This window comes from Planctomycetaceae bacterium (assembly GCA_039680605.1).
GTDB lineage: Bacteria > Planctomycetota > Phycisphaerae > SM23-33 > SM23-33 > JAJFUU01.
The window spans coordinates 99,036-115,184 of sequence record JBDKTA010000015.1; the positions used below are offsets into that span (position 1 = coordinate 99,036).

12 protein-coding genes are annotated in these 16,149 nt (G+C 64.0%); 5 read left to right on the forward strand and 7 right to left on the reverse strand.

All coding sequences use genetic code 11. The features are described 5' to 3' along the window. Positions 1 to 418: 418 nt before the first annotated feature. Positions 419 to 1,159 carry a PEP-CTERM sorting domain-containing protein gene (locus tag ABFD92_05065; GenBank protein ID MEN6503887.1) on the forward strand — a complete coding sequence of 247 codons (741 nt, stop codon included), beginning with the start codon at positions 419 to 421 and terminating at the stop codon, positions 1,157 to 1,159. 173 nt (positions 1,160 to 1,332) lie between these two features. Here the strand turns inward: ABFD92_05065 and ABFD92_05070 are convergent, their stop codons facing one another. Then, the gene (locus tag ABFD92_05070; GenBank protein ID MEN6503888.1) at positions 1,333 to 3,315 is read right to left on the reverse strand and encodes a hypothetical protein; all 1,983 of its coding nucleotides are present in this window, start codon (positions 3,313 to 3,315) and stop codon (positions 1,333 to 1,335) included. Between the two features lie 187 nt (positions 3,316 to 3,502). Between ABFD92_05070 and ABFD92_05075 the strand changes: the two genes are divergently transcribed. Next, a complete protein-coding gene (locus tag ABFD92_05075; GenBank protein ID MEN6503889.1) occupies positions 3,503 to 4,339 on the forward strand; it encodes a hypothetical protein in 837 nt (278 codons plus the stop codon). A gap of 21 nt (positions 4,340 to 4,360) precedes the next feature. Here the strand turns inward: ABFD92_05075 and ABFD92_05080 are convergent, their stop codons facing one another. Continuing rightward, on the reverse strand, positions 4,361 to 5,881 hold the full coding sequence (locus tag ABFD92_05080; GenBank protein MEN6503890.1) for a response regulator: 1,521 nt from the start codon (positions 5,879 to 5,881) through the stop codon (positions 4,361 to 4,363). Between the two features lie 256 nt (positions 5,882 to 6,137). Here ABFD92_05080 and ABFD92_05085 point away from each other — a divergent pair, with 256 nt between their 5' ends. Further along, the gene (locus tag ABFD92_05085; GenBank protein MEN6503891.1) at positions 6,138 to 7,442 is read left to right on the forward strand and encodes an alpha-L-fucosidase; all 1,305 of its coding nucleotides are present in this window, start codon (positions 6,138 to 6,140) and stop codon (positions 7,440 to 7,442) included. Between the two features lie 541 nt (positions 7,443 to 7,983). Here ABFD92_05085 and ABFD92_05090 read toward each other — a convergent pair. From ABFD92_05090 to ABFD92_05110, 5 genes are all read right to left on the reverse strand, one after another. Continuing rightward, positions 7,984 to 8,256: a hypothetical protein gene (locus ABFD92_05090; protein ID MEN6503892.1), complete on the reverse strand. Its 273-nt coding sequence runs from the start codon at positions 8,254 to 8,256 to the stop codon at positions 7,984 to 7,986. 12 nt (positions 8,257 to 8,268) lie between these two features. Then, positions 8,269 to 10,446: an SPASM domain-containing protein gene (locus ABFD92_05095; GenBank protein MEN6503893.1), complete on the reverse strand. Its 2,178-nt coding sequence runs from the start codon at positions 10,444 to 10,446 to the stop codon at positions 8,269 to 8,271. Between the two features lie 82 nt (positions 10,447 to 10,528). Then, the gene (locus ABFD92_05100) at positions 10,529 to 11,500 is read right to left on the reverse strand and encodes a hypothetical protein (protein ID MEN6503894.1); all 972 of its coding nucleotides are present in this window, start codon (positions 11,498 to 11,500) and stop codon (positions 10,529 to 10,531) included. A 63-nt stretch (positions 11,501 to 11,563) separates the two neighbouring features. Next, positions 11,564 to 11,782, reverse strand: a complete 219-nt coding sequence (locus ABFD92_05105; GenBank protein ID MEN6503895.1) for a hypothetical protein — start codon at positions 11,780 to 11,782, stop codon at positions 11,564 to 11,566. After that, entirely contained in the window at positions 11,764 to 12,306 is a 543-nt protein-coding gene (locus ABFD92_05110) for a hypothetical protein (GenBank protein MEN6503896.1), read from the reverse strand. The genes ABFD92_05105 and ABFD92_05110 overlap by 19 nt, the downstream gene beginning before the upstream one ends. A gap of 316 nt (positions 12,307 to 12,622) precedes the next feature. On the opposite strand from ABFD92_05110, the gene ABFD92_05115 reads away from it, so the two are divergent. Together ABFD92_05115 and ABFD92_05120 are read left to right on the forward strand one after the other, a co-directional pair. After that, positions 12,623 to 12,916 carry a hypothetical protein gene (locus ABFD92_05115; GenBank protein MEN6503897.1) on the forward strand — a complete coding sequence of 98 codons (294 nt, stop codon included), beginning with the start codon at positions 12,623 to 12,625 and terminating at the stop codon, positions 12,914 to 12,916. A gap of 1,056 nt (positions 12,917 to 13,972) precedes the next feature. Then, entirely contained in the window at positions 13,973 to 16,138 is a 2,166-nt protein-coding gene (locus ABFD92_05120; protein MEN6503898.1) for a polysaccharide biosynthesis/export family protein, read from the forward strand. The last annotated feature ends 11 nt before the right edge of the window (positions 16,139 to 16,149 follow it).

Below are 16,149 nucleotides of genomic sequence, written 5' to 3' on the forward strand. Positions count from 1 at the left end.
TTATCCGCCGGCACGGATTTCAATTCCCCGCCGCAGGTGGGAATGCCTAACCCCGCGACAGGACGTGATATTCTATCCAAGCTGAGCCGGAAAAGGGTGCAAAAAAAGTCTTGGGGCGGTTCCAAAAGAACACCCGCCGGGAGGCATCCTGCCGCCCGGCGGGTATTCGGAGCATGGAAACAACAGAAGGAGCAGTACCAGTCATCAGTTATACGTCGCCGGCGGGAGGCGGTTCTTTCCCGGTGGCGATTTTTTGGGCATGGGGCAATCGAGTAAGGCCAAATCAGGTTAGGCATGATTGAACCTGCGGCGGCGGTAAGAATAAAGTACTGGTGTTACGGCGGCATTGTCGCCGCGGCTCTTGCCGGAGGGGAAACGTTGTCTTGGGGTTCATATTAATCAAAGGAAGGAAACTATCATGTTGAAGTTTATCTGCGCAATATTTTCATTGATGTTGCTGGCCAGCCCGTCGATGGGGGCCTTTTCCGGCTCCCTTGATTCGCAGACTGGCGGCCTGTTGGGAACGGGCTCCTGGGGCGCCGGGCCATCGTCTATTGCCTGGACGGTGACCGAACTGACGGGCGGAACGTGGCAGTATGATTACTCCCTTACCGTCCCCAGCCGGAAGATCAAGAAGCTGGTTCTGGAGACCTCGCTTGGCGGGGCCGACTTCCTCAGCTTCTCCAGTACGCCCATGACCAGGACCAAGCTCAAAACGTTCAGTTCACTGTCGAATCAGCCGCAGGATATCCGCGGCTTGGGGATCTCTCCCAACCGCAAGACGCGCACTCTGGAGTTCAGCTTTGAAACAGACGCAGCGCCGGTCTGGGGCGACTTCTATGCTCAAGGCCCCAAGGAAACCTTCACCACCGGAAAAGGCAGCAACAAGAAGAAGTACAAAACCGACTTGGCCCTGTGGAACGCCGGGTTCATCGGTTGGCCCACGCCGGAACTCGACCCGACGTCGGCCGCCGCCAACGGCTCCATCGGCAACCATATCCTGGTTCCCGGTTCGGCCAACGGCAATGGCGGCAGCAACGGCGGCGCAAGCAATGGCGAGGGCGTGGTCCCTGAGCCGCTGACATTGCTGGGCCTGGGTCTGGCGGTGGCGGCGGTGGCTGGCAAGCTCGTTCGCCGCCGGAACAACGCGACGGTCTAACCTCGCCGGTATCGAGTCCAACGGGAGGCGAGGTCGTTCTCTTGCTGGGGAGCGGCCTCGCCTCTTCTTTTATGAAAACGTGCGGCGAACCGCCGGTTCGCCGCTGCCGCTTTTGCCTTCTGGTTTCTGGTTTCGAGTTTCGGATTTCGAATTTCGAGTTTTCTTCTCCCCCGCTATCGGCGTCCGCCGCGCCCGCCCCCGCCGGACCGTGCCGCCGGGGCCGACGGGCGGTTTCCGCCGCGCGGAGCCGAGACCGCCGGTCGCCGCGAACTGTTGCCCGGGGCCGCAACCCTCGGTGGCGCCGAACTTCGCTGCGGCTGAACCTGTCGTCGCGGGGCCGGAGCGCTGACCCTCGGTGCCGGGGTGCTGCGCTGAGGTTGAACCTGCCGTCTTGGCGCCGGGGCGCTGACCCTCGGTGCCGGGGTGCTGCGCTGGGGCTGAACCTGCCGACTCGGAGCGGCGGGCGTGCTCAACGCGGCTGTATCCGAACCGCTTCGCTGCGGTTGAAACTGCCGCGTCGGAGCAGCCGTGCCGATCCGGCGGGAGTCCCCTCTGGTGCGTTGAGGCTGGGCCTGCTGGGGCGATTGGGCACTGGCATTGTTCTGCCGTTCGACCGCGGCCTGAGCATCGCCGGAGCGCCTGATCGTACTATCGCGTGCGGCCTCTCGAGCGGTCCGGGCCGTTGCGCCGTCGATGGCGGGCGTACCGCTTTGTCGAGCGGTCACGCCGGTACGGGCGTCTTGGGTCCCGCGGCGAACATCACCCCTGCCCGTGCGAATCGAAGGAGTTCCCGCCGCCGGGGCGGCCAATCGCCGTTCGGTTGTCACGCGGTCGCCATCGACAGTCCGACGCGCCGCCCGCGCGCCCGCGCGGTCTACAGCCGTCGCGCTGCCGCCGGAGAGCGGCCTGCGAGCCTGGCGAATCGCCTCGGCCGTCACGGCAGCTTGGCGCTGAGCCTGCAACTGGGCCGTGCCCCCGCCGGTTCGCAGGGCCTGACGCCTTGCCGTGCGGTCGGCAGGGGAGGCGCCGGCCTGTTGCGAGATCACAAGCGGGCTGTCAGCCGTGGTCCGGGCGTTCAGGCTGCGCCGGCTTTGCCAGCGGCTCCGGGTGACCGGGTCGCGCAAGATCTGCTCGCCCGTCAGCGCTGGGGCAGCCAAGGCCGTTGCCCCCGTGTCGCGGTCCTGCCGCCTGCTGGTCCAGTCTCCGCCCCGTCGGCCGTCCCATCGATCGCGGTCGCCCCATCGGCCAGACTTCCACCACGACCTGCCCCACCAGTCGCCGCGATAGCGATGATGATTGCCGTGGTGTCTGAATCCGTCCGTGAAGCTGAAGAACGTGAACAACTGCGGGTAGCGGAATCCGTAAGGGTAGTACGAGTAGTAATTCGGGTAAGGGTCGAGGTACACCGGGTAATACTGGGGGTAATACTGGTAGATCACCGACGGCGGCGACGCGATCTCAGGCGCGTACGGCTGGGCTGTCGGTGTGGCGGCAGCCGCCGCTTCAGCCCGCTCCTGCTCTCGCAGAGCGGTCATAGCCGCGTTGTATCCGTCGATGAACGGCGCCTTGTCGGCGAAGCGATTCAGTTGAACCATCGCCTGGCGGATGTCGGAACTCAATGCAACGCGACCGCTCTGGAAGTCGTGCCATGCCGCCAACTGACCGGCCAACTGCAGCACGTACGGATCCTCGGGCGCCAACTCGGTCGCCCGCACCGTGTCGGCGAAGGCCTCGCCCATGATCCCATCCTGGCCTTTGAAGAACCCCACCAGGGCCCAGCCTAGACCGCTTTGGCCGTTGAGTTGCACCAGGGTCTGGGCCGGCTGTCGCAGCGACTCGATCTGTCCCAGCGACAACATCCGGTTGACGTAGACGTCATAGACCGTAGCGTCCTGGCCTCGAAGGGCAAGCGCCTCAGCAAAGGCTTTTTCGGTCGATGCGGCATCTGTCGCCGAGGCGATCGCCGCCAGGTCCGCAGGGAGTTGTGCTTGCGGAGCGGACGAGGCAGGCGGCGGAGGCGCCGGCAGGCCTTCGTAGCCCCAGAAGGGGTCGCCGGTAACGACTTGTGCGTTGACGTCAGCAGTCAAAGCCCCCAGGCAAAAAAACCCGGCGGCAAAGACGGAAGCTATTCTCGAAGAATCGAATGAAGTTTTCACAACCCACCGCCTCACTCCTCCTCATTTAGCTTGTGGCCGCGGGGGCGGGAAGATTACACCGTCGGGTTCATTTTCCACCCCCGCGTGCAGCCGGCCAAAACCTGGTCGATATAATGACACGCCCGGTTGAAGCCGGCGACAAACCATTGTATCGTGCGGAATCGAATATAAAGGAAAGCAGACCGCCATGCCTGATCCTGCCAAGACCGCCCTGCACGACAAGCACGTCGATGCCGGCGCCGCCATGAGCGAAACCGACGGGTTCCTGATGCCCCTGCACTATGGCGACGCAGCCGGCGAAACCGACGCTGCCCGTAACCGCGCTGCCGTCTTCGACATCTCCTCCATCGGGCGAATCCGTATCAAGGGCAGCGGGGCCGTCGACCTGCTCGAACGCCTCTGCACCGCCGACGCCGCCCATCAGGAAGATGACACGTCACGCCTGACGCTCCTGTGCGACCCGGCGGGCAAGATCATCGACCTGTGCATGATCGCCCGCCTTGACGACGAGTGGCTGCTGACGTGCAGCCCCTCGCGCCGCGCCGCCGTCATGGCGCATCTCGATACCCATGCCGGCGATTTCGACGTCAAGATCAAGGACACCACCGAGGGCAGCACGATGCTGTGGCTGTGCGGACCTGCGGCCGCCCGCATCCTCGACGGCGTGTTGCCGGAGAAGGTCTCGCCCCTGCGGCGCGGGCAGGGCAAGTCCGGTTCGTACGTGATCGCCAAGTACGTCGCCATGCGCACCGGGCTGACCAGGCTCTGGTCGCTGGAGGTGATCTTCCCCAATCTGCTGGCCGGACAGGCGTGGCGATTCATCACTCAGAAGGCCGGCGACAACGCCATCAAGCCCGCCGGCATGGAAGCCCGCGACGCGCTGCGCAGGGGGGCGAATCTCCCCGCCTGGGGCGCCGGGATCGACGAGAACGCCAATCCCTTCGCCGCCGGGCTGGCGCGGGCGATAGACTTCAATCACGACTTCCTCGGGCGCACGGCGCTGGAGAAACTGCAAATCCGGTAACGAAATCCCGATGTGGATGGACTACTTGCAGACGTTGGCGCGGATGGCGGCAATGAGGTCTTCGGCCGGACCGCCCTTGCTGACGTAGGCTTTGGCGCCGGCCTGCTGCATCTTGGCGGCCATGTCGGACTGGTCGTGCATGGACAGCCCGATCACGCAGGTGTCGGGTTGCTGGGCGACGATATGCGACGTCGCTTCGATGCCGTTCATGCCGGGCATGGAAATATCCATGATGATTGCGTCCGGGCGGGTGCGCAGGGCCATGTCGATGGCGGTTCTTCCGTCGGCGGCTTGGCCGACGATCTCGATATCTTCCTCCTCCCCCAGCAGCGCCGCCAGCCCCTCGCGCATGACCTTGTGGTCGTCCACGAGCAGGACGGTGATGACCTTGTCTTTCCGGGCGGTGTCCGATGCGGGCTGTGGCGAGGCCGCCGCCGCGACGGACGTTTTGCCCAAGGACGCCTTGCCGATCGGGGCGGTCAGCACCACCTTGCTTCCGCGCCCGGGCTGGCTCTCGACGCCCAGCGAACCGCCCAGCAGTTCGATGCGCTGGGCGATGCTGAAGAGACCGAACCCGCCCGACGACCCACCGGCCGCCCGAAGCGCCGCGGGATCGAACCCGACGCCCTGGTCGGTGACGGTGACTTCGAGATGATCGTCGGTGCTTTGCAGGTGGACGTCAGCCCGCTGGGCCTGGGAATGCCGCGCCACGTTCAGCAGCAACTCTCGCACGGCGGTAAAGAGAAACACCCGCAGCGGTTCGACCGGTTCGGCCAGAACGCCCTCGACGCGCACCTGCACGTCCACGCCGTGCATGCTCTGCATCTGGCGCCCCAGCCACCCCAGCGCGTCTGCCAGGTCGGCCTCGTAGACGATCGGCGGGCTGAGGTCCATCGCCAGGACGCGTGAGACTTCCATCGAATCGGACAGGAGATTGTCCACCTGCGAGAGCACGTCCTTGAGGGCGTCATCGCCGGCGCGGCGTCGCGCGGCGGTGAGACTGAGCTTGGCCCCGGCCAACGACTGCTGAAGGTTGTCGTGAAGCAGGACTGCCAGGCGGCGCCGCTCGCGCTGCTCGGCCTGGTGGATCTCCAGGGCCATCGCCTGGAGGTGGTTCGCCCGGCGGTGGAGCTGGCAGTTCAATGCCGCCAGTTGCCGCTGGGCCTGGTGGTGGCGCGTGACGTCTTCCAGGGCGAACAGCAGTTGGTCCACGCGCCCGCGATCGTCCAGCAGCGGCGTGAGGGTCCAGTTCCAGTAGGTCGTGCCCCATTCAGGATGGTCGGGAAAGTCAAACGGTTTGGCGTCGATGCGAAAGCCTTCGCCGGTCTGGACGACGCGACTGAAAATCGCCTCGTTTTCCTCGTGCGGATAGAGTTCGAAATGATTGCACCCGGCGAAATCCTCGGGGCGTTTCTGGCAGGCGCGGGCGTAGGCGTCGTTGACGCGGACAAAATTGAAATCCCGATCGAGAATGACCAGCGGCGTCAGCGAGTGATCGAAAAATGCGTCCAGCGTGCGCGCTTGGCGTCGCAACGACTGCACGTTCTCTTTCTTGCGCTCTTGGCCGGCTCGGACCTCCCCTTTCCGTGCGTCGGGCCTGCCTGGGTCGGGGCTAGGCATCGGTTCCTCTCGGAAACATAATCAGGAATTATAGGTAGCCCCCATCCGGATATCAGAATATTTCTGAGAGTTTTTGCGAATAGTGTGCCGGGAGTCTGCCGATCTGACGCGGTTCCTTTTACGCTCGCGGGGGTTTAATTCTTTCATGACCATCAGACTATCACTATCGATCGCGATCATGTTATCCGCTACTCTGGCCGCTGCCGCCGGCGAACCGGCGCCGGCGACGCAACCGGCAGGCGCCTCGGCGCCAATCATTCCCCCGGCCAGCAACACCGCCGAAGGCATCCAGCGTTGGCGCGACATGAAGTTCGGCATCTTCCTGCATTGGGGCCCCGGCGCCGTCGGCGGCAAGGAATTGAGCTGGTCGCGACAGACCCACAAACGATTCGCCGACTATCCCGCCGACGTGTACGACAACTTCTACAAGAAGTTCAAGGCCGAGAAGTTCAACGCCGAGGAGTGGGCCAAGATCGTTGCCGACAGCGGGGCCAAGTACATGGTCTTCGTCACCAAGCACCACGACGGGTTCTGCAACTGGGACACGGCCATCACCGATTACAAGGGCACCGCCAAAGACTGCCCGTTCGGGCGCGACGCGGCGAAGGAGCTCTCGCAGGCCGCGGCGAAAAAGGGCCTCATGCTGGGGTGGTACTTTTCGCAGCGCGACTGGCACGACCGGGACTTCATGACGCAGAACTACAAGGTGTTCGCCGCCAAGATCCGCAAGCAGATCGAGGAGCTCTGCGGCGGCAAGTACGGCCCCATCGGCGTGATCTGGTTCGACGCGGCCGGGCCTTACCCCGAAGGGTTCTGGGACGGGCGCAACCTGTTCAAGCGAATTTACGAACTGCAGCCGGGCTGCCTGATCAACGACCGCTGCGGGCTGCGGGGCGATTTCTCAAGCCTGACCCGCCGCGTGGGCGACTTCGAGCGCCTGCGGCCCTGGGAAAGCGCCGTGCCGATGGGCACGGGCTGGTCGTGGCGGCCGGATGCCAAGCACATGACCTACGAGCAGTGCATGAACATGCTGATCCGCTGCGCGGGGTCGGACGGCAACTTCCTGCTGAACATCGGCCCGCACCCCGACGGGCACATTATCGCAGAAGAAGTCGCCATCCTCCGCAAGATGGGCGCCTGGCTGGGCCAGTACGGAAAGAGCATCTACAAGACCCGCGGCGGCCCGTACGAACCGGCCGACTGGGGCGCAGCCACCTGCCGTGAGAATACGATCTTCCTGCACATCCAGAAATGGCCGGCCGCGGGTAAGCTGACCCTGCCCGCTCTGAAGCAGAAGATCACCGCCAGTGCCGCCCTCACCGGCGGCAAAGCCGCCGTCGAGCAGACCGACAAAGGCCTGAGCATCTCACTGCCCAAAGAAAATCAAGACGCCATCGACACGATCATCGAACTGACCCTCGACGGCCCAGCCTTCGACGCCGCCGAACCCGCGCCCGCGCCGACTGCACCGGCAAAACCATGACATGAGCCGCTGAGGTCGCTGACGATTCCTGGCGACCGACACTGCACTTCCTTGTACTTTGTTGTACTTTTCACAGCGGTTTGCGGGGAAGGTAAGCAATTACTATTGCCTCAATCTAGTTCGATCAGTGCTTTCCGGTACCATAATAAGCAATAATCGTCCCAGATTATCCAGAGTGTTGTTGCGCTGTTGTTAGCGGCGGGGCTTGCCCCGCGCGTTTGCCGCGCGACCTGCCACGGACATGTTCCCTTGATCCTGACCAAGCCACAGTCGAACATGAACCGTCGGTCACTCACCGGAAATCAGTAAACAACGCAGTACGACTACGACGCGTATGGCCGCGCGACGGCGTACGACGGGTCGATGACGGAACTGCAGGCCAGAAATAAGCGGATGCTTGGCATGCGGGCCGAAGGCCTGCAATTCGTCAGCCCAGGGCGAAGTCGCGAGCGAAGCGAGGGACGCAGCCCTGGGTCAGGGCGCCTCCACGGTGCCAGCCCTGAAAGGGCGGCACACGATTGGCGTTTCGCCCTTTCAGGGCTCAAGACGATTCGGACCATGATTGCCCCAGGGCGACTTCCCCTGTCTTGATCTTGCCTTTCAGTACCTTAACCACGGTGGCTTTCGTGGGAACCTCCACACGTACGTGCTCGCTCAACTGGCCGACGGCTGTGATTGCCCCCTCAAAGACCACCGCACTATGCTCAAAAAGATCCTGTGGCGTGGCCTTCTTTCTTGTTATTCCCGGCGCAATGAAAGTGATACAGACTGCCAGCGTCAGGATGAGCCAATACCGCATGGTCTGGGTTCTCATAGCACTGTCTCCTCAGAACATCCAGAAGTCCGCCAGCCAGATTTGTTTTTCGTAGGCGCGGGCCTGGCCGGGTGGGGTTTTCAGCATTGCCGGCAGGAGGAGCGGGGCGGTCTGGCCCAGTTGGCGGTTGGCGAACTTCTTGAGGTGCTCCTTGGCGGCCGCGTCGAGGGCGGGTTCGTTCTGGCGGTAGACCAGGCCCAGCAGATCAGCGTAGGTCAGCTCGGCTTTGGGCGGGAGTTTTACCGTGTAGGCGGTCTTGCCGACGGCGTCGCGGACGGTCATTTCGGCCCCGTCGTCGCCGGTTTCGATGATGTCGAAGATGCCCATGCTGCTGGGGGCGCCGCGGGCGGGGCCTGAGGCGCTGAATCGCGAGGCGTTGACCCGCGACGAACCAGCCACCTCCAGGCGCATGGCCTCGGCGTATGGGTGCCGCTCGAGGTAGCCTTCTAGCGGCTCAGGCGGGGTTGCGTTGGCTTTGGCCTCGTCCTGCGGCCCGCCCCAGCGCTCGATGGCAGTGTCTTTGGCCAGGTGATTCTGGGCGTTGAGTTCTCGCTCGCCAGGCCGAATTGCCTTGCTCATCATGAACTGGAATATCTGCCCCGAGCGGCCGCGCGCCAGGTACGGGTCGAGCTTCTTTTCGAATATCTCGCTGCGCCAGGCGAGCGATGTCTTCTCGAGTGCGGCCATCGCTTCGCGCAGGGCTTTGCGGTCGGCGGGCGTGCGCTGCTGGGGTGCCGCGTCGGCCAGACAGTGCTCGGCCAGTGCTCGCCACATCAGGGCCGAAAACGCCAGCGACCGCTGCGGCGTCTGCACGGCCTTGTCCAGAGCCTGCGCCAGACCGGGGGCATCCTTTGGCAGCAGGCCCTGGCGGTACTGGGCCAGGAAGATTCCTGCCGGGTCGCTCACCAAGGCGTCGGGAACAGAGCGGTCGGCCAGGGGAAGACGGTCGTAAGAATACCCGCCCAGCGGCATGGCATACCAGGCCACGATGGCCTGTTCGATGGCCGAGGCTTCCTGCACGCCTTTGACGAGCTGTTTCACAGCGGGCCGGGTCTGCGCCGGCGCCTTGGGCGGATCGTCCGCCGCCGCGGCGTGGAGCACGCCCATGCAGACGGCCATTCCAGCGGCGGTCTTCAGGGCGGCGCCGACATGCCAGACCGAGCGGAAGCAGTGTGTACCGCTGCGCCGCTGCAGCCAGCACCCTCCGCCGCAGGCGGGGGCGTATTTGCAGGCGGTGCAGCGGCCTTCCATTTGCCGGTGGCGCAGTGCCGAGAAACCATCGCGCCAGATCTCCGCCAGCGGGCGGTCGTGAATGTTGCCAGCCGCCGTCAAGGTATCCAGCGTCGTGCAGGGCACGACGCTGCCGTCGGGCAGCACGACGCACTGTGCGATGCCGGCCCCGCAGCGGAAGGGGCTGTCGCGAAGCTGCGGTTCCCAGTCGCCGGTGTAGCCGATCTCGTCGGCCATCGTCACCGGGAAGTACGCTCGGCGGCGGGCGACGAAACGCATGAGGTCGCCCAGTTGCTTCTTGGACAGGAACAAGTCTGGCCGTTTGGCGGCGCGGCCCTGCGGCACGGGCAGGTGGATGCCCCACGAGTGTGCCCCGCTGGCGACGGTCAGGCGAAACGTCTCGCCCAAGGCCGCGAAGTTGTGCGTGGTCACCGTGGTGCCTGCGGCCACGCGGCAATTGCCCAGGCCGCTGAAGAAGCGGATGGCCGCCAGCGCCTGCTCGAACGAATCGCCGCGACCGCGGAAGGAGTCATGCACGTCCTTGGGCCCATCGAGGCTGACAGCCGCGAACCGCGGCGGATGGGTCTCGATGGCCTCGCGCAGTTCGCCGACGGGCATGATCGCGGTGTTGAGGCTCCACGGCAGGCGGCGCTGCGACAGGCATTCGAGCACCGGCCTAAGGTCCGCCCGGCACAACGGCTCGCCGCCGGTGACCAGAAACTCGCCGACACCCATATCGGCCGCCTCATCGACCAGTCGCAGCGCCGTCTCGATGGGCATGTCGCTCATCGTGTGATCGCCCGCGGCCAGGCAGTGCCCGCAGCTCAGCGGGCACCGCAGCGTGGCCATCCACTGCACCAGCCGCGGCGCGGGGGTGTAGCCATGCTCGTCAAAGAACCGCCGCTCATCCGGGTCGCGCGGGGCAAGATGATGTCGTGACGATCTGCTGTGCGTGCCCATGAGTTGTCCCTTTATTATCGTTCAGTTGGGCGCACTTCTTCGCCGGCTACTGTTTCGGGCTGTGGCCATGCCGCGGCTGCTGTCATTCGCCCCGGAACCACTTTTGGATGACCAGAAAAGCCGACTTGCAGCGGACTACTTGCAGGCTCTCACCATCCATTCCTTCAGCAGGAGGAATCGGCCATCGCCACTGCTCTTTGCCTTGGAGTGTAAACGCGATCAAAGTATTCGGTGCTCGCCCCTTCCGCTCGAGGGCGAAAATTATGTTTTCTGTGTACATAAGGATTGACGTCTGTGCCGGCAACGAGAGCGCAGGGGCTGAGGCGGGGGCGGGTGCGTTCTTGGGCGCAGCGACGCGGGTCGTCGGCGGGCGATCAGTGAGACGCTTGCCCATTGCGGTATCAAAATAGACACAGGAGTCGCCCAAAATGATTCCCGGTTCAACGCCACGGATCCGGTCATTTCTTCGTGGCCACATGTAGGAGGCCATCCAGACGCGCTGGCCGGTCTCAATGTTGATCTTGATGAGCGTCACCGGCCCCTCAATTACCGGCAGCATTCCACCCTCGACCTTTTCACTGCTCTGAGTGCAGTAAGCGAAATACGCAAAGGCGGCGTCAGGCCCCGCCTCATCCGGTTTGGGAAACCATGAACCGGCCAAAGACGCCCACGGTATATCGGTCCTGTAAAGCTCGCGTCCGGTGTCCTTGGCAAAGCCGACAAGGCCGGTTTCTGTTGTCACGATTATTGCGCGGGGGCCGAAGCATACCCATTTGGCGCCCTGCGCTCTTTTCTGCCATGCCCGCGAATTATCGAAGTGGAAGACCGTCAACTCCTCTTTTTCAACATGAGCATACATCTCGGCCACCGGATCGACCGCATCGCCTGGCTTGGTATTCAGGCGGTGGATGAGTCTTCCTTCGCTGCTTAACAAGTAGTGGTCTGTGCCTGCTGCGCCCCCGGCCGCCATCGCCGCCTGGTTCAATACCAAGAGCAGAATCAGCACTGTGCCGCACCCATATTTCGCCTTTGTCTGCAAGGGCATCCCATTCATCTGACCACTCCTTTCGCAAGCACCCTGATTTTGACGGTCAAACTAACAGGAAGTTCCATCTTTTCAACGGGTCGAAGTCGGCTCTGTGATGATGTCGGCCAGGATCGTGTCGGCGACGAAGAGGTACTCGCCGGCGAGGTGGATGGTTTCGCCCGTCACCACCAGGGCGCGCTGTGACGCGTATCGAGCGACGGTGTTGGGGAAAGCTTCGACGGGATCGGCGCCGAAGCGCGCGGATAGTTCGCTGCGGCTGACGCCTTCGATCAGGCGCAGGCCCAGCATGAGCGTTTCGGCGTAGGCGGCGCGGCCGGTGAGGCGTTCAGATGCACCAGGCGGCAAGTGTGGGTGCCATGGCGGCCGTTTTTCAGCCGCCATGTCCCCAGCCAGAGCAGCAATGTAGGTGTCCAAGTCCGGAAAATCGGACGGTTACTATTTTCCAGTGCGGCCAGAGGAAAATCGGGACGGTTACTATTTTCCAGCGCGGCCAGATAAGCATTGAGATCAGGAGCATTGGTGCGGCGCGTGCCGGCGACGTAGCTCGCGGCGGCTGGGCCGATGCCGACGTACGGGCGGTTGTGCCAGTACGTCAGGTTGTGGCGGCAGCGGCGGCCGGGGCGGGCGAAGTTGGAGATCTCGTAGTGCTCCAGGCCCGCGGCCGCAAGGGTCTCGATGGCGGCGTAGTAGCAGTTCTTCTGCGTCTGTTCGTCGGCGGGGGCCAGGCGGCCGGCGGCAAAGTCGGCGGCCAGCGGCGTGCCCTCCTCGACGCTCAGGGCGTAGCAACTCATGTGCGAGGGTTGCAGCGCCATCGCGGCCGTCAATGATCGCTGCCACGAGGCGAGGGTCTGTCCGGGGATGCCGTATATCAGGTCGAGGCTGACGTTGTCGATGCCGGCCCGGCGGACGGTCTCGACGGCGGCGGCGACATCGGCGGCTTTGTGCGGCCGCCCCAGCGTGGCCAGCTCCTGGTCGTCGAGCGGCTGGGCGCCGATGGAGACGCGGTTGACGCCGGCGGCTTTGATGACGCTCGCGACGGCAGAGTCGAGGCTGCAGGGATTGGCTTCGGAACAAAGGGGTCAGGAACCTTTTCGGGTGAAGTGGCAGTCGGCGTGTGAAAGATGATGAATGGTTGAGATCGCAGACAGATCGGTTCAGCTAGCCGCGGGCGCGGCGTTTTGGACGCTGCCCGGGGCCGCCGCGCTCGGCCGTACGGCCGAGCCTCTGGCTTCCAGCGCCCAGCCGCAAGGGCATCACTACGTCTACGACGCCTGGAACCGGCTCAAGGAGGTCTGGAAGGACGATGGCGACGGGGACCTGGAAACGACCGGCACGCCGCCGCCGGATGAGAAACTGGCGTGGTTCTCGTACGACGGCCTCAATGGCGGATCATCGCCGAGTGGGATTACGACTGTCAGTTGAAGGTCTCCGGTCGGCCGCACCATGCTGAAAGGGCGGCACACGATGGTGTTTCGCCCTTTCAGGGCTCAAAACGGTTAGGACCGTGATTACCCAGGGCGGCGCTGCGCTGTGCCCTGGGCTGACGAATATACGTCCTTCGGACGAAAGAGGGATATCGCGGCGGGATCGGCCAAAATCCTGCGTCTGTGCGTCGCAGTTCCGTTGCCGGGTTCCCGTTTCCGAAATCCCATCCTCTTAATCCTTTTCCCAATCCCGGTAATCCCGCAATCCCGCTTCCGGAGTCTGGATAAGAAGAAACCGACGACGAGGACGAGGACGAGGACGAGGACGAAAGCTCCTCTGGACCTCTGCGTGTGCGTCGCAGTTGCCGGTTCACGTTTCCAAAATCCCATCCTCTTAATCCTTTTCCCAATCCCGGTAATCCCGCACTCCCCGTCCCCGGGGTCTGGATAAGAAGAAACCGACGACGAGGACGAGGACGAGGACGAGGACGAGGACGAAAGCTCCTCTGGACCTCTGCATGTGCGTCGCAGTTGCCGGGTTCATGTTTCCAAAACCCCATCCTCTTAATCCTTTTCCCAATCCCGGTAATCCCGCACTCCCCGTCCCCGGGGTCTGGATAAGAAGAAACCGACGACGAGGACGAGGACGAGGACGAAAGCTGCTCTGCGTGCGTGTGTCCCGTTGCCGGGTTCCCGTCTCCAAATCCCATCCTCTTAATCCTTTTCCCAATCCCGTTAATCCCGCACTCCCCGTCCCGGAGTCTGGATAAGAAGAAACCGACGACGAGGACGAGGACGAGGACGAAACGTGTCGCAGTTCCGTTGCCGGGTTCCCGTTTCTGAAATCCCATCCTCTTAATCCTTTTCCCAATCCCGGTAATCCCGCACTCCCCGTCCCCGTCAGCCTCTGGTCTTTTGGTCAGGCGGTATTTGTCAAGGAAGCATCCGAAAGTTGCCGATGCATCAGGATGTTGAAATGGACATCGAGGGTTGTGCCTTCCCTGCGCTGCAGCCGCGCCTGGGAAGAGCTTGCGCGACGCGCATGGAAAGACCTATGGTGGATGGAGCCAACAACGCGACACGCCCATTGCTGGCGGTGATGCTGGCGGCGAGCCTGCTGGCCGGATGCAGCACCGAAATCGGCGAGTATACCAAGGTGGACTGGTCGCGGTTCTTCGACCCCAGCAAGGTTATCGCCAAGCCCAAGCACAAGGTCACCTCCGCGATCTCCGACACGACGGGCCTGATGGATCCGGTCGAGGGTCTGCTGCCCAACTCACGACCGCCGGAGCGGGCGGATTCCGTTTTTGACGAGCGGGAATATATCATCGGCCCCACCGACGTGCTCAACATCGGCGTGATGGACCTGTTCGTGCAAGGGCAGGAGAGCACGTTCCAGCGCGAGGTCACGCCCAACGGCTTCATCGACCTGCCGCTGATCGACAAGCGCATCAAGGCCGACGGCCTGACCAGCGCCCAGCTTCGCGAGCAGATCAAGGGCGCATACAGCCCGGAGATTATCCTCGATCCCAAGGTGTCGATCCAGGTCGTCGCGCGGCGGCAGAGCCGGTTCACCCGCGTCGGATCGACCAACCAGGGGCAGTTCTTCCTCACGCGGCTGGACACTCATTTGCTGGAAGCGCTGGCCGTCAGCGGCGGCATTCCGACGATCCCGGGCGTGGAATACATTTACGTGATCCGTCAGAAGCCCGCCGCCGAGGCGACCGCGGCGGCTGCGGCTCCGGCAGTCCTGGCTCCGGCCCCGCCGGTGGTGGCGCCCACGCCCCCGGTCGTGGTTCCGCAGCCGCCGGTAACGGTACCCCAGCCGCCGGTCGTTCCCCAGCCGCCGGTGGTGACACAGCCGCCGGTGGTGGTACCCCAGCCGCCGATTGTGACGCCGATCATTCCGCCGCTGGTTGCCCCTCCGGCGACGCCGCCTGTGCGGACCCAACCGGCCACAGCGCCGGTGAGCGGTCTGGAGGAATCGGTTCGTCGTCAGGGCACGCGACCGGCCACCCAGAGCCAGGCCTTTGAGAAGCTAAGAGATGCGTTGCCGATTATCCCGCCGGGTACGCAACGGGTTCCAGAGCGAGAAGACCTCGGTCCGCGCGAAGAGCCCCTGCGCCTGTCGGTGACGTCGGCGGCGCCCTCGGGAACCAACGCATCATCCACCGCGAGCCAGAAGTATGCTTTCCGCGACGGCCAATGGGTGAAGGTGCCGCTGTACGTGGCCCAACCCGAGCCCAACCCCGTCGCCACCGCGCCCAAGCCCCCTGCGGCGATTGTCGCGACGCCGGGCAAGCCCCTCCAGGCCGCAGTGCTGCCCGCCAAGGCAACGCCTCCGGCGGCGCCGGCGAAAGAGGCGCCCCGGCCGCAACCCGCCCTCGCCGCGGCAGTCGCGGCCCCGGCGCGACCGCTGCCGCTGCCGGAATCGCTCAAGCTGCCGGTCCAACCGGCCAAGCCCGACAGCGCCGCCGCGCCGGTGCGGGTCGCCACGTTCGACCCGCCGGCCAAGCCCATGCCCGTCCCCGGGCAGGCGCGGAACAATCCGGACATGCAGACGATTCTCAGCCGCGCCCTGGGCGCCAAGACCGCCCAGGCGTTGACCGGACAGGCGCCTGCTCCCGCGCCGGCGAGCCAGCCGCTGACGGCCCCGGTGGGGCGTGCGCCAGCCGTCGCGAGAGACCCCTACGGATGGGACGCGGCCATCGGGGCCGACCAGACCGAAATTATTGCCATCAGATTGGACGAACTTCAGAGCATCAACACCAGTATGAACATCATCGTCCGGGACAACGACGTCATATTCGTCCCCAGCCCGGCGACCGGCGAGTTTTACATGATGGGCGAAGTGGCGCGGCCGGGCGTCTACGCCCTGACCGGAAGAGGCACGACGTTGAAGCAAGCCGTTGCCGCCGCGGGCAATCTCGGCGGCGCGAGTTGGCCTGAAAATTCGATCTTGTTCAGGAGAGTCGCCAGCAACCAGGAACAGGCGATTCCGGTGAACCTGGAAAAGATATTCAGAAGCGAGGAGCCCGACATTTACCTCAAGCCGAACGACATCCTGGCGGTGGGCACGCACGTGGCGGTGCCATTCTACGCCATGGTTCGAGGCATGGTGCCCCAGATCCAGATCCAGAGCACGCTTGAGTATAGTCGAAACTTCTTTAACCCGATTCCGACAACTGGTTTGGACAGCACGCGATTCACTCGCTGGTAAGGCTGCTGGAG